Origin of the sequence: Streptomyces mutomycini (assembly GCF_001700505.1) — a bacterium.
GTDB classification, from domain to species: Bacteria; Actinomycetota; Actinomycetes; order Streptomycetales; family Streptomycetaceae; genus Streptomyces; species Streptomyces mutomycini.
In genome coordinates this window covers 12,465-25,663 of record NZ_MAPV01000127.1, presented here as the reverse complement: position 1 = coordinate 25,663, position 13,199 = coordinate 12,465, and the positions used below count along the sequence as shown (strand labels likewise).

Genomic DNA, 13,199 nt, shown 5'->3' with positions numbered 1-13,199 from the left:
CCCCGACGCTGTCACCTCTCCTGGGAGGTCCGCTTCGACGGCGGCCTCTGGGAACCCGGCCTCGCCCCGGCCTGGCGCATGGCCGTCCCAGTCCCCGCCACGGCGACATCGGCGAGCTCCCGCACGGTGGCCATGTCGCTGAAGGGCAGCAGCGCGTCACCGACGATCTGGTAGGGCTCGCTGCCCTTGCCGGCGATCAGGACGACGTCCTCGGGGCCGGCCTCGGACAGGGCGAAGGCGATGGCCCGACGGCGGTCGGTGAAGCGTTCGTACGGGGTGCCGGTCTCCGCGATGCCCGGAGCCACCTGGTCCAGGATCGCCTCGGGATCCTCGTTGCGCGGGTTGTCCGAGGTCAGTACGCACAGGTCGGAGTGGGTCCCGGCGATCATCCCCATCTCGGCACGCTTGGTGATGTCCCTGTCCCCGCCGCAGCCGAAGACGGTGATGACCCTGGCACGGGCGAAGCCACGGATGGTGCCGAGCACCTTGTTCAGCGAGTCCGGGGAGTGGGCGTAGTCCACGATCACCGAAGTGCCTGCGGCGGTCGTGACCCGCTCGAACCGGCCCGGGATCTGCGGCATCCGTTCGAGCGCGGCGACCAGCCCGGCGAGATCGTGCCCCAAGGTGTGGCAGGCCGCCACCGTGGCCAGCGCGTTGGACACGGAGAACCTGCCGGGCGCGGGAATCGCGGCCGGGTACTTCCGGCCGCCGTGGTGCAGCGTGAAGCGGGTGCCCGAGGCGTCGACGACCAGGTCGGTGGCCCGGTAGTCGGCCTCGGTATCGAGGGCGTACGTGGTCACCGCGCCGGGCATCATCGCACCGATACCGGCCCCCACCGGGTCGTCGGCGTTGACCACGGCGTGCTTGCACAGCCCCTGGAAGAGCCGGAGTTTGGCGTCACGGTAGTTGTCCATCGTGCCGTGGTCGTCCAGGTGGTCCTGGCTCAGATTGGTGAAGACCCCCACGTCGACGAACGTACGGTCGACCCGGTGCGTGAGCAGGCCCATGGACGTGGCCTCCAGCACCACCGTGCCGACCCCGCGATCACGCATGCATCCCAGCAGGTACTGCAGGTCCGGGGATTCCGGGGTGGTGAGCACCGACCGGGGCATCGGGATCAGCTCGTCGCCGATGCGGCTCCCGGCCGTGCCGATGACGCCGGCCCTCGCCCCCTCGGAGATCCGCAGCACGGACTCGACCATGTAGGAGACGGACGTCTTCCCGTTGGTGCCGGTGATCGCCACCATGTCCATGCCCCGCCCCGGATCGCCGTGGTACCGGGAGGCTGCGACGGCGGCCGTGCTCCGGGTGTCCGCCACCTGTACAACGCAGACGTCCCCCACGGTCGCGGGCAGTGCGCAGCCCTCTTCCACGAGGACCGCCGCCGCGCCCCGGGCGAGGGCGGGCGCGACCCCTTCGGGACCGCCCTCAGGGTGTCCGGGCACCGCGATGAACAGCGATCCCTGCGTCACCCGGTCCGTGTCGAACGCCGTTCCTGCGGTGATGCGTGTCATCTCCGGGTCGCCCCGGAGGATGTGGTGGTTCTGTCCGGACAGCAGCTCGCTCAGCTTCAAGGTGGTCCCTTCGAGGGTGGCTCGAGCCGTGGTGCGGCCCTCGCCGGAACGCCGCGTCGGCGGTGCGCCGAAGCAGCGGTGGTGAAGTGGAGCGCGTGCGACGTACGAGGTGGAATCGGGGCGCGCACTGATCGGTGGGGCGCCCGCATACGGCGGACGGGCGAGGTGTCGCCCGGGAGCGGTGACCGCTGAAGGTCGCTAGCCGTGACCGTGCAGGGCGGCACGGCGGCTTGCGGGCACACCGGGGGCGGCCTGGTGCAGGCACTTCCCTGTGACGCCGGTATGACCCATGGGCCGAGTGTACGTCCGGACGGGTGGCCCGGATTCCGCTTCAGGGGCGTACGGCGGCTCCCCACCTGTCCGACGCACCGAGCAGCGAGACCGTGAACGGGTGCCGGGGGGCGGTCAGGATCTGCTCCGCGGGGCCCTCCTCGACCACCTCCCCGCCGTCCAGCACGGCCACGCGGGTGGCCGGTGCCGCTGTGTCGAGGTCGTGGGTGATGAGCACGACGCCCGGACCGTCCTTCCGGCGGACCAGGGTCGCGAGCAGGTCCAGCAGGGAGCGCCGGGTCACCGGGTCCAGCCCCGAGGTGATCTCGTCGCAGACCAGCACCCGCGGCCGCGCGAGGAGCGCTCTGGCGAGGGCCGCGCGCTGGAGTTCGCCGCCGGACAGCCGGCCCGGCAGCCTGCGGACGAGGCTGTCGTCCAGTCCCAGGTCCGTCAGCACCCGCCGGGCCTCCGCCGTCGCCTCCTGGGATCCGGCACCGTGAAGGCGTACCGCCGTACGCGCCACCTGGTCCAGGACCGGCCGGTGTTCGTCGAAGGCGGCGCGCGCGTCCTGGAAGACGTACTGCACGGCGGCGAGCTGCTCGCGGCTGCGGTCGCGCAGGCTGCGCGGCAGCGGCTCGCCGTCGAGCAGGATCTGGCCGGTGTGGTCGCGGTGGAGGCCGGCGAGGCAGCGGGCGAGGGTGGTCTTGCCGCTGCCCGAGCGTCCGACGACGGCGAGGCATTCGCCACTGCGGAGAGTGAGCCGGTCCACGCTCAGCACCGGCACGCGGGCTCCGCCGGTCCGGTGCCGGGCGGTGAGCCCGCTGACGGTCAGTATTTCCGCGCCGGCGTGCTCGGGGTCGGCGTACGGCAGGGCCCTCGGCTCGGCGAGAAGCTCCTTGGTCCACGGGTGTGCGGGGGCATCGAGGATCCGGTGGCCCGGGCCCTGCTCCACCACCCGGCCGCCGCGCAGCACCACTACCTCGTCGGCCAGTTCGCGTACGACGTCGAGGTCGTGGCTGAGCAGCAGCACGGCGATGCCCCGGCCCGCCACCTGAGCCAGCTGGTCGACGATGCGACGTTTGGTCAGGGCGTCCTGTCCGGTGGTGGGTTCGTCCGCGATGACGACTCGGGCGCCGAGGAGCAGCGCCTGTGCCAGGACCACGCGTTGCTGCTGGCCGCCGGAGAGCTGGTGCGGGTAGCGGCTCAGCACCTCTTCCGCATCGTCGAGTTGGGCATCGGCGAGTGCCGCCGTGACACGCAGCCGGGCAGCGGTACGACGCTGTGAGCGGGGCAGGTCCCGAACTTGCTGCCGCGCCAGATCGAGCAGGAGTGCCCCGGTGCGGCGGGCGGGGTTGAGCACGGCTGCGGGATGCTGGGGGACGTAGCCGATCCGGGTTCCGTGCACGGCCACGTCGCCCGTCACACGTGCACCCGGGGGGTATTCGCCGAGCAGGGCGAGGCCGGTCGTGGTCTTGCCGCTGCCGGACGCGCCGACCAGGGCGGTGACGGTGCCGGGCCGGATCCTCAGCGAGACCCGGTCGACGAGCGTCCGCCCCTCGACCTCGACGGTCAGCCCGGTGACGGTGACGATCACGGGGTTCTCCTTCATGGGCGACGGCCCTTGCGGGACGGTCCGCGGCTCTCCATCGCGGCGTCGACGAGCAGGTTGGCGCCCATGGTGAGCGCGACGATCAGCAGGGCGGGTACGACGACCGCCCAGGGCTGGATGAGCAGCCCGGTGCGGTTACGGTCGACCATCACGGCCCAGTCGGCGGCGTCCGGGGCGACCCCGATGCCCAGGAAGGCCGCGGTGGCCACCAGGTAGAGCACGCCGGTGAGCCGGATGCCGGCGTCGGCTGCCAGGGTGCGCAGGATGGACCGGCCCACGTATCCCACGGCGAGGCGCCACCAGCTCTCCCCCTGCATCCGCAGCGCCTCCACGGCGGGCCGGGAGGCCGCCTCCGCTGCGGCCGCGCGTACGATCCGGGCCGCGTCCGGGATCGAGACGAAGGCCACCAGGAGGGCGAGCCCCGCCGCTCCGGGAGGGAAGGCGGCGGCGACCAGCAGGATCATGAGCAGCGAGGGAACGGCGAGGAGCACGTCCGGTGGACGCATCAGCACTTCCTCCAGCCACCTTCGGTGGGTGAGCGCGCTGATCAGTCCGATCGGCAGGGCGACGAGGTACGCCAGCGCCGTTGCCGCAAGCGCGACGAGGACCACGGGCCGCCCGCCGAGCAGCACCTGGTGCACGACGTCCCGGCCGACGAAGTCCGTGCCGAGCCGGTGGCCGCCGCCGAGGGTGAAGGAGGCGGCGCGGGCCGGGGGTTCCCCCACGAGGAACGGCCCGACGAGGGCGAGGCCGAGCGGGATCGCGGCCACGGCCACTCCGGGGCCGTACCGGCGGAGCCGTTTCACGCCGCCACCGCCGAGCGTGGGGCGAGCCGGTGTGTGACGAGGTCGGCGCCGAGGTTGAGCACGACGGTGGCGAGACCGAAGACCACCGCGAGTCCCTGTACGACGGGGATGTCGCGGTCGGCGACCGCGTTCATGAGGACGGTACCGAGTCCGGGGATCACGTAGAGGGCCTCCACGACGATGACGCCGCACAGCAGCCAGTCGATGGTGCGGGCGAGTTGCTGGGTGGCGGGGGCGAGGGCGTTGGGCAGGGCGTGTGTGTAGCGGATGCGGGCCCCGGAGATCCCGTACCGCTCCGCATGGGCGGTGTAGGGGGCGGCGAGCGCCTCGATCATGCCGGCCCTGACCAGTCGGGCCAGGGAGCAGACGGGACGGGCGAGCAGCACCAGGACGGGCAGGACGAGCACGGATGGATGCTCGAGCAGCCCGGTGCCGTAGCCGACGGCGGTCGGCGGGAGCCAGCCGAGCCGCAGGGCGAAGACGCTCACCAGCAGGACTCCCAGGGCGAATTCGGGTACGGCGTAGACGCCGAGGGTCGCGGAGCTGATGAGCCGGTCGGTGAAGCGCCCTTCGTGGCGGGCGGCGAGGACACCGAGGCCCACCCCCACCGGGACCAGGAGCAGGACCGTGAGCGTGGCGAGGAGCAGGGTGGGGCCGAAGCCGTCGGCAAGGAATCCGGACACGGGCCGCCCGGAGGTGAGCGAGGTGCCGAAGTCGCCGTGGAGCAGGCCCGTGACCCAGTCGGCCAGTCGCTCGTGTGCCGGACGGTCGAGCCCCATCGCCTCGCGAACGGCGGCGATCCGCTCCGGGTCGGGCTGGTCCCCGGCGAAGGCCACCGCGGCGTCGCCCGGCAGCGCCTCGGTGAGCGCGAAGACCAGCAGCACGACGGCCGCGGTCTGCACGGCGCCGAGGAGGAGCCGCCGGGCGATCCAGGAACGCAGTCCGTTCACGCCAGCCAGACCTTGTCGAAGCGCGCCCAGTCCAGGGTGTTGGCGGGTGCTTCACGGGCGACGCCCCGCAGGGAACGTGCGGTGCCCAGGATCCAGTCGCCGAAGCCCCAGACGAGGAAGCCTCCTTCGGAGTGCAGCTGTCGCTGCATCCGCCCGTAGAGCGCGGCCCGTGCCGTCCTGTCCCGGGTGGACTGGGCCTGCTGGTAGAGGGCGTCGAAGTTCTTGTCCTGCCACTTGGTGGCGTTGGTGGTGGAGTCCGTGAGCAGTCGCTGGGAGATGTGGGACTCGATGGGCATGGCTCCCGAGCGGTAGCAGCACAGGGTGCCGGAGTCGAGGATGTCCTTCCAGTAGGAGTCCTTGCTGCCCATCCGCACGTCGACGGTGACTCCGGCCCGAGCCGCCTGGTCGCGGAAGATCCCGGCGGCCTCGGTGAAGCCGGCGGCGACGGCGGAGGTGTCGAGGGTGACCTTCAGACCTTCGGCACCTGCCTGCTTCAGGAGGTGGCGGGCCCGGTCGATGTCCTGTTCGCGCTGGGGGAGTTCGTCCGCGTAGTACTCGTATCCCTTGCCGAAGAGGTCGTTGCCGGTCTCTCCGGCGCCCGAGAGGGCCCCGTTCACCAGCTCCTCACGGTCGGCGATGAGGAAGAAGGCCTGGCGGACCCTGGGGTCGTCGAAGGGCGGGCGGTCGGTCTTCATGGCGAAGGCCTGCATGGCGCTGTTCCGCAGCCGGACGATCTCGATGCCGCCCGCCTTCTCGTGGGCGCGTCCGGTGGCGGGGTTGAGCTCGTGGGCGTATTCGACCTGACCGCCGAGGAGGGCGTTGATCCGGGCGGACTCCTCGTTGGCGACGAGGAACTCGAGTTCGTCCAGGTGCGGGGCGCCGTCCCAGTGGGTGTCGTTGCGCCGCAGGACGGTGGAGCGCCCGGGGGTGAAGGAGACGAACCGGAAAGGGCCCGAGCCGATCGGGGCGCGGTCGAACTCCGCCGCGCCGTCCTGGACGATGTAGGTGCCGAAGGCGGCCATCACGTTGGGGAATTCGGCCGTCGGCCGCTTGAGCACGAACTCGATGCTCCGCTCCCCCGTCGCGCGGCTGGCCTTCAGGTCGATGGGTTCCAGGGACGCGCGGGCGCGGTAGGCCTTGTCGGGGTCGGCGATGCGGCGGTAGCTGTACAGGACGTCGGTGGCGGTCACCGGCTTCCCGTCGTGGAACTCCGCCTGCCGCAGGGTGACGGTCCAGCGGTCCAGGCCGGCGTTGGGCTCCCATTTCGCGGCCAGGCGCGGCACCGCGGACAGGTCGGCCCCGTAGTCCGCGAGCTTGTCGAAGATCGCCTTGCTGCGGGCGGCGTCGGCGAAGAGATTGCCCAGGTGCGGGTCGAGGGTTTCGCTCGCGCCGCCGCCGGCGAAGGCGGCGCGTACCCGTCCGCCGCGCCGGGGCGTGCCGTCCCCCTTGCCGGTCGCGGCGCCCGTGTCGGCGGTCCCGGAGCATCCGGCGAGCGTGAGCGCGCCGAGGCCGGCGGCTCCCCCCGCGGCGGCGAGGAAGCCGCGCCTGCGCAGGCCGGGGAAGCGTGTCTGTCTGTCGGCAGATGCGGTCATGGCTGTTCTCCTGTTGCTGGGTGGGCTGAGTGGCCGGCGGAGTCCCCGACCGGCTTACGGGCGATCAGGTGGAGCCGGTCGCCGTCGGCGGCGGCCCCTGGTTCGGCTCCCGGCTGCCAGACCGGTTCGGTGCGTGGTCCGGGGCCGTCGTGCAGGGCGAGGACGTCGAAGCCGTGGACGGTGAGGAAGTGGCGTAGTTCCTGGGGCAGGAGCAGCCGCCACGCGGAGTGCTCCTCGACGGGCGGGCTCCCGTCGTCGGCGGTCCAGCGCCGGGTGCGCCGCAGGAGTTGGGCGGCCCGGTCCACGCGTAGCGCGGTGGTCGAGCGGTACGTCGTGCCCTGCCAGGTGAAGCGGGAGACGGCGGGGATGCGGGGAGGCTCGTCCCGGCCGAGGAAGTACGCGCCGTTGCGCATCTCCGCGACCAGCAGGCCGCCGGGCACCAGCGTGCGGCGGCATGAGGTCAGGAAGCCGTCGAGCTGCTCGTTCGTGTGGCAGTACAGCAGTGAGCTGTCCAGGCACACCACGGCGTCGAAGGCCCGGTGGCCGAAATCGAACCGGCTGAGATCGGCCTGTACGTACACCGGCCCCGGGTGCTGGGCGCGGGCGTGGGCGAGCATGGCGCCGGAGAGGTCGGCGGCGGTGACACGCCGCCCGGCGTCCTGGAGACAGGCGGCGTCGCGGCCGGTCCCGCAGCCCAGGTCGAGGACGGCCGGGCCGGCGCCGTACCGTCGCAGGACGTCCTCCGCCCAGCGCCCGGCGAGGCGCCCGGGGTCGGGGAATCTGGCCTCGTAGAGTTCCGGGCGGTCGGTGAGCAGGTTGCCCGTACGGTGCTTCACGCCGTCACCGCCACGGGGGCGGGCTGTGTCCGGGGCAGGGTGCCGGTGCGGTGCAGCCAGGTGACGGCGGCCGCCGAGGCGAGGCCGGCGGCGACGCAGCAGGCCCAGGGCAGCAGCGCGGCCCCACTGCCGTCCCCGCCTTGCCGGGCGGCGTCCATGGCCCGGCCGACAGCCGCGTTCCCCACGGCCGCGGCGATGCCGGACACGGCGTAGAAGATTCCGAAGTACGTCCCCGTGAGCGCCTGCCTGCCGAAGGCCGGGATCAGCTCCATGACGAAGGGCTGCGCGGTCATGACGCCCAGGTGCAGCAGCAGCGCCCCCACCAGCACGGGCAGGGCGCGCAGGGTGGCGTCCAGGGCGCCGTCCGGAGGTGTGTCCGTGCCCGCGACGAGCATGGGCGGCACGAAGGCGAGCCCCATCAGCACCAGTCCGGTGGCGATCCAGCGTCCCCGGCCCCCGCGGCCCTTGAGCGCGCGGGTGATCCGCAGCTGGAAGGCGATGCCCGCGATCGTCCCCACGAGGAAGACGAGTCCGGCGGCGCCGTCCCAGCCGGTGGCCTGCCGGGCCCCGGCGGGCAGCAGCAGATAGAGCTGGTTCTCCAAGGTGAACATGCCGACCATGGCCAGGGCGAAGGCGAGGAAGGCGCGGTTGCCGACTGCTTCGCGCCAGTCGGCGGTGACGCTGCTCGTGGCCGGTGGCACGGGCCGGGCGGGCAGCACGAGGGCCTGGGCGACGGTGAGCAGGGCGAAGATTGCGGCGGCGGTGAGCGCGGAGGCCCGGAAGTCGACGAGCAGCAGGGCGCTGCCCAGGAGAGGGCCGATGAGGGCCCCGGTGGTCGCGAAGACGTTGAAGAGGGCGAAGGCCTCCGCCTTGCGCTCCCCCGCCTCCTGCGCGAGGTAGGTGCGGACGGCGGGGTTGAACAGGGCGCCGGCCACTCCGCTGAGTACGGAGGCGGCGAGCAGGACGGGCAGTCCGTCGCCGAGTGCGAAGAGGGCGAAGCCGGCGGTGCGTATCGCGCAGCCGGCGATGATGACGCCTCGGGCGCCGAGCCGGTCGGCGGCGGATCCGCCTATGAGGAAGAGGCCCTGCTGGCTCAGGTTGCGTACGCCGAGGACGATGCCGACGACGGCCGCCGACATACCCAGGTTGTCGCCGAGGTGGGTGGCGAGGTAGGGGATGAGCAGGTAGAAGCCTGTGTTGACGCCGAGTTGGTTGACCAGCAGCAGGCGGACGGCGAGCGGGAATCCGCGGATCTCGTGCCAGGTCCTCATGAGGCGGCGCTCCGGACCCCGGCTGTGGCGCGGGGCCGTACGCCGAGCCCCGGGGACCCGTCGGGGCCGACGAATCCGTCGTCGCCGCCGATTCCGGTCCAGGGGTCGTGGGCGAGCAGGAGATGCCCGTCGAGGTCGGTCCACCGGGCGCGGTCGGCGATGTGGACGGCGGGTGCGATACCGAGGGTGCTGGCGGTCAGGCAGCCGAGCATCAGGTCTGTGCCACTGCCCTCGATCAGGGCGGCGATGCGGAGGGCGGCGTGCACTCCGCCGCATTTGGCCAGTTTGACGTTGATGCCGTGGACGCGTCCGGCAAGCCGTCGCGCGTCCTCGTAGGTGACCGCGTCCTCGTCCGCGATGACCGGCACGGGCGAGTGGGCGGCGAGCCGCGCGAGGGCTTCCGGGTCGCCGGGGGCGATGGGCTGTTCCACGGCTTCGATGCCGAGCCCGGCGAACCGGGGCAGGAGCAGACGTGCCTGTGCCGCCGACCAGGCCCCGTTGGGATCGAGGAGGAGCCTTGCGGCCGGGGCCGCGGCGCGGACGGAGCGCACCCGGTCCAGATCGGCGTCCTGGTCCCGGTCGCCGGCCTTGATCTTGATGACGGTGAATCCCGCCTCGGCCAGAGCGCGGGCCTGGGCGGCCGCCCGCCCCGGGGAGACGAGGGAGATAGTGCGGGCCGTGGCGGCCCTCGGTGCCGCGGGAGCTCCGAGGAAGCGGTGGACCGCGGTGGCGGTGCGTTTTCCGACGAGGTCGAGGAGTGCCGCCTCGGTTGCCGCTGTCACGGCCGCCGGGGTGCCGGGCGGAAGGAGTTCGCCGACGCGCAGGGCGTGCAGCGCGGATTCCGGTTCGGCGAAGCGGGTGAGCCGCTCGCCGGCAAGGGCGGCGAGGCGTCGCAGGGTGGGTGTGTCGAGTCCGTAGTAGACGCTGGTGACGGCCTCTCCGTGGCCGCTGAGCCCCGCGTGCTCGACGGTGAGGCGCACCGCGTCGCGGGCCGTCATGGTCGATCGCGAGATGCGCAGGGGCTCGGCCAGGGCGAGCCGCACGGTGTGCTGGGTGAGTTTCACGGTTGCTTCTCGAGTCGTTCGGCGAGCGGATCGGTGACGGTGGTGCACCTGGTCCATCCCCCGGTCTGTGGGGCGCGGGGGTGCGGGACGTCGACGGGACGGCCGGCTGCGAGGCCGGGGTCCAGGTGGTGGGCGGTCATGAAGTCGTCGTCGTAGACGGTGCCGAGGTAGCGGTGGGGTCCGTCGGGGAAGACGGTGGCGACGGCTGCACCGGGGTGGGTGCGGGCGGCCCAGGCGGCGACCCGGGCGACGGCGCCGGTGCTCCATCCGCCGCTGACGAAGTTGCCCCGGGCGAGCCGCCGGCAGGCGTCGGCGGCCTCGACGGGGCCGATCCAGTGGACCTCGTCGAAGGCGTCGTACGCGACGTTGCGCGGGTGGATGCTGCTGCCGAGACCGCGCATCAGCCGGGGCGCGGCGGCCTGGCCGAAGATGGTGGATCCGGTGGAGTCGACGGCGACGAGGCGCAGGCCGGGCCAGTGCCTGCGCAGCGGCCCGGCGATCCCGGCGCTGTGGCCTCCGGTGCCGACGCTGCAGACGAGGATGTCGAGGTGGTCGAGCTGGGTCGCCAGCTCGGCCGCGAGGGAGGCGTAACCAGCGGTGTTGTCCGGGTTGTTGTACTGGTCGGGCCAGTAGGCGCCGGGCAGCCGGGCGAGCAGGTCGTGCAGCCTCTCCAGGCGGGCGCCCTGCCAGCCGCCGCGTGCGGCGGGGCGGTCCACGAGTTCGAGACGTGCACCGTACGAGCGGAGCAACTGCCGCATGGAGGGTTCCATTTCGCTGTCGCCGACGAGCACCACGGGATGTCCGAGTGCCTGTCCGGCGAAGGCGAGACCGATGCCGAGGGTGCCGGAGGTCGATTCCACGACCGGTACGCCGGGGAGCAGCTCGCCTCGTTCCTCGGCACCGAGGAGCATGGAGACGGCGGCCCGTGCCTTCATGCCGCCGACGGCGTGTCCTTCGAGCTTGGCCCAGAACCCCGGGTGTTCAGTCGGCAGTCGGGTGGTGATCCTGGCCAGCGGGGTACGGCCGATGAGGGCGAGGAGCTCGCGGTTGGGCGCGAGGGCGGGCAGGGATGCCGTGGTCACGAGGTGCCTCCGTCGTCCGCGCGGTAGCGGTGGATGGTGCCGGGGCCGCCGTCGAGCCAGAAGAAGGGGTACGGCTCCGCGCACACCGCTGCCACTCCGGCGTCCAGGAAGCGGGGCAGGACCGCGCTTCCGGTCTGGGCGAACATGACCAGTGGCTTGCGGTGCTCCCGGGCGCTACGGCGCAGCGGGTCGAAGGTCCCGTTGCCGAGCGTCATCCCGGATGCCAGCACCGCGTCGCAGCGACCGACCTCCCCGAGGGCGTCCGTGCCGATGGGCTCGCCCCACTCGGTGGTGCCGCCCTTGAGGTCGCAGGGGATTCCGGTGAGCCCGCGCAGACGCAGCTCGGCCAGCAGGGAGTTGACGACGCCGACGACCAGGACGGTGCCGCCGGGTGACACGTCCAGCAGGTCGACGACGGCGGCGGCCCGTGCCCGCGACCGCTCCAGCGAGCTTCCGGCGGGGACGGTCACCGGCTCCGCACCGTGGGCCGGGACGTGCGGCATGACGTCTCCCAGATAGGCGTCCAGTGCCGCGACCCGTACCGGCAGCAGCGGGTGGGCGAGGAGCGCGGCCACATCCGCACCGGCGCAGTCCTCGACGGTTCCGGCGGGGAGCGCGCCCGGTTCGACCGCACAGGAGCCGACGGCACGGTCGAGGCGGAGGCTGAGGACCTCGTTGCGGTAGCCGCCGTGCCGGCCGTCGTGCCGTACGGCCTGGGATGTCGTGAAGGCCACGGCGATACGTCGGGTGAGTGGGTCGGGGCCGAGTTCGCCACGGAGGGCGCGGCCTAGGAGGGCGTCGAAGCACGGGGCGGAGGCGCGCGAGACCGTGGTCATGAGCGCACCAGCAGGGGGCGCACGCCCGCGAGGAGGGTCTCGACGCGCTGCCGGGCGCCGAGCCCGGTGGCGTCGCCCGCCATGATGTGTCCGAGATACGCGTTGTTGCTGTCCGCCGCCCGCACGGCGCGGCCCGCCTCGGCGATCTGGAGCTCCAGTACGCCGTCGGCGCCCCGCACACCCTCGACGCCCTCGACGGACGTGAGTGTGCCCGCGCTGTCGGGGACCAGGAATCCGATGGCCGCGCTGCGCAGTCCTGTGTCGCGGCGGTGGAGGTCTGGTTCGCGGCCGAGCGCCACATCGACGCAGGCGGCGGCCAGGTCGATCCCGGTGACACGGCGGACCAGTTCGGTGATGCGATTGCCCGCTGGGCGGGGGTTCACCTCCACGACCCGGGGGCCGTCGGCCGTCAGTTTGATCTCGGTGTGCGCCACCACGTCGTCGAGTCCCAGCGCCGCCCCGGCTCGCACAGCGGTGCCGGTCGCGGCGGCGAGGTCGGCGGGGCCGAGGTCGGCGGGGAACATGTGGCCGGTCTCGACGAAGGCCGGGGCCCCGCCGACGCTCTTGTCCGTCACTCCGACGACGTGGGTGACGCCCCGGTACGTCACGGTCTCGACGCTCACCTCGGGGCCGCGGAGGAACTCCTCGATCAGGATGTGGGGCGCCCGCCGCTGCCCTCTGGCGTTGACCGGGGAGGCCGCCAGTGCCCGGCAGGCGCCGGCCAGCTGTTCCGCGTCATCGACCCGGCGTACGAACATGCCCGCGCAGAGATCCACCGGCTTGACAACCAGCGGATATCCGATGTCCCGGGCTGCGACGGCTGCCTCCGCCCCGTCCGCGCACACCGCGAAGCGGGGGCCGGGGACGCCGGCGGCGGCCAGAACGCGGCGGGTGGCGTCCTTGCGGCAGGCGTTCTCCATGGCCGCGGCCGAGGCTCCGGGCAGGCCCAGCAGGGTGGCGATCCGGGCCGCGGTCGGCAGATAGTAGTCACAGGACGTGACCACTCCGTCGAAGTGCATGGCATCATGCAGCCGCTCTACCTGCGGAAGCAGTGAGTCGGTGTCATTGGTAGGCGCCGTGATGACGTTACGTGCAGTGAGCAGCGGGTGCCCCGTTCCCTCAGGCGCCGACCTGAGGTAGTGGTGCAGGTCGCGGGTGAGGAACGTGAAGTGGTGCCCACCCTCCTCCAGGGCCTGCGGCAGCAGCCTGCTCATCGATCCGACCCAGCTCTCGACCACCAACAGATGAGCCACGAACTCCCCCTTTTCACAGTGCGGTTGGGCTTGCGGGCAGACAGAGGTCACCCCGG

General features: G+C 72.7%; 11 protein-coding genes. All 11 read right to left on the bottom strand.

Annotation, left to right across the window (positions count from 1 at the left end):
- Positions 1 to 11 precede the first annotated feature (11 nt).
- The 11 genes from BFF76_RS18760 to BFF76_RS18710 all read right to left on the bottom strand — a co-directional run bounded on the left by BFF76_RS18760 (position 12) and on the right by BFF76_RS18710 (position 13,143).
- Positions 12 to 1,574 (bottom strand): UDP-N-acetylmuramoyl-L-alanyl-D-glutamate--2,6-diaminopimelate ligase, encoded by a 1,563-nt coding sequence (locus tag BFF76_RS18760; protein WP_079122417.1) that lies wholly within the window; start codon positions 1,572 to 1,574, stop codon positions 12 to 14.
- A 331-nt stretch (positions 1,575 to 1,905) separates the two neighbouring features.
- Entirely contained in the window at positions 1,906 to 3,453 is a 1,548-nt protein-coding gene (locus BFF76_RS18755; RefSeq protein ID WP_065848675.1) for an ABC transporter ATP-binding protein, read from the bottom strand.
- The gene (locus tag BFF76_RS18750) at positions 3,450 to 4,259 is read right to left on the bottom strand and encodes an ABC transporter permease (protein ID WP_065848674.1); all 810 of its coding nucleotides are present in this window, start codon (positions 4,257 to 4,259) and stop codon (positions 3,450 to 3,452) included. Before BFF76_RS18750 ends, BFF76_RS18755 begins: the two co-directional genes overlap by 4 nt.
- Positions 4,256 to 5,209, bottom strand: coding sequence for an ABC transporter permease (locus BFF76_RS18745; protein WP_065848673.1), 954 nt, complete (start codon positions 5,207 to 5,209; stop codon positions 4,256 to 4,258). The genes BFF76_RS18750 and BFF76_RS18745 overlap by 4 nt, the downstream gene beginning before the upstream one ends.
- A complete protein-coding gene (locus BFF76_RS18740) occupies positions 5,206 to 6,801 on the bottom strand; it encodes an ABC transporter substrate-binding protein (protein ID WP_065848672.1) in 1,596 nt (531 codons plus the stop codon). The genes BFF76_RS18745 and BFF76_RS18740 overlap by 4 nt, the downstream gene beginning before the upstream one ends.
- Positions 6,798 to 7,637 carry a class I SAM-dependent DNA methyltransferase gene (locus BFF76_RS18735; protein ID WP_031095264.1) on the bottom strand — a complete coding sequence of 280 codons (840 nt, stop codon included), beginning with the start codon at positions 7,635 to 7,637 and terminating at the stop codon, positions 6,798 to 6,800. The genes BFF76_RS18740 and BFF76_RS18735 overlap by 4 nt, the downstream gene beginning before the upstream one ends.
- Complete coding sequence (locus tag BFF76_RS18730; protein WP_053929830.1) at positions 7,634 to 8,908, bottom strand: MFS transporter; 1,275 nt, start codon at positions 8,906 to 8,908, stop codon at positions 7,634 to 7,636. Before BFF76_RS18730 ends, BFF76_RS18735 begins: the two co-directional genes overlap by 4 nt.
- Positions 8,905 to 9,972 carry an enolase C-terminal domain-like protein gene (locus tag BFF76_RS18725; protein WP_031095253.1) on the bottom strand — a complete coding sequence of 356 codons (1,068 nt, stop codon included), beginning with the start codon at positions 9,970 to 9,972 and terminating at the stop codon, positions 8,905 to 8,907. Before BFF76_RS18725 ends, BFF76_RS18730 begins: the two co-directional genes overlap by 4 nt.
- Entirely contained in the window at positions 9,969 to 11,054 is a 1,086-nt protein-coding gene (locus BFF76_RS18720; protein ID WP_065848671.1) for a PLP-dependent cysteine synthase family protein, read from the bottom strand. Before BFF76_RS18720 ends, BFF76_RS18725 begins: the two co-directional genes overlap by 4 nt.
- Positions 11,051 to 11,890: a Rossmann-like domain-containing protein gene (locus BFF76_RS18715; protein WP_053929828.1), complete on the bottom strand. Its 840-nt coding sequence runs from the start codon at positions 11,888 to 11,890 to the stop codon at positions 11,051 to 11,053. The genes BFF76_RS18720 and BFF76_RS18715 overlap by 4 nt, the downstream gene beginning before the upstream one ends.
- Positions 11,887 to 13,143, bottom strand: coding sequence for an ATP-grasp domain-containing protein (locus BFF76_RS18710; protein ID WP_031095246.1), 1,257 nt, complete (start codon positions 13,141 to 13,143; stop codon positions 11,887 to 11,889). The genes BFF76_RS18715 and BFF76_RS18710 overlap by 4 nt, the downstream gene beginning before the upstream one ends.
- Between the last annotated feature and the right edge of the window lie 56 nt (positions 13,144 to 13,199).

What these genes read in the sequence shown, in the direction of transcription:
- BFF76_RS18755 (WP_065848675.1), bottom strand. Translation starts at nt 3,453, where the DNA reads ATGAAGGAGAACCCCGTGATCGTCACCGTCACCGGGCTGACCGTCGAG.
- BFF76_RS18740 (WP_065848672.1), bottom strand. Translation starts at nt 6,801, where the DNA reads ATGACCGCATCTGCCGACAGACAGACACGCTTCCCCGGCCTGCGCAGG.
- BFF76_RS18730 (WP_053929830.1), bottom strand. Translation starts at nt 8,908, where the DNA reads ATGAGGACCTGGCACGAGATCCGCGGATTCCCGCTCGCCGTCCGCCTG.
- BFF76_RS18715 (WP_053929828.1), bottom strand. Translation starts at nt 11,890, where the DNA reads ATGACCACGGTCTCGCGCGCCTCCGCCCCGTGCTTCGACGCCCTCCTA.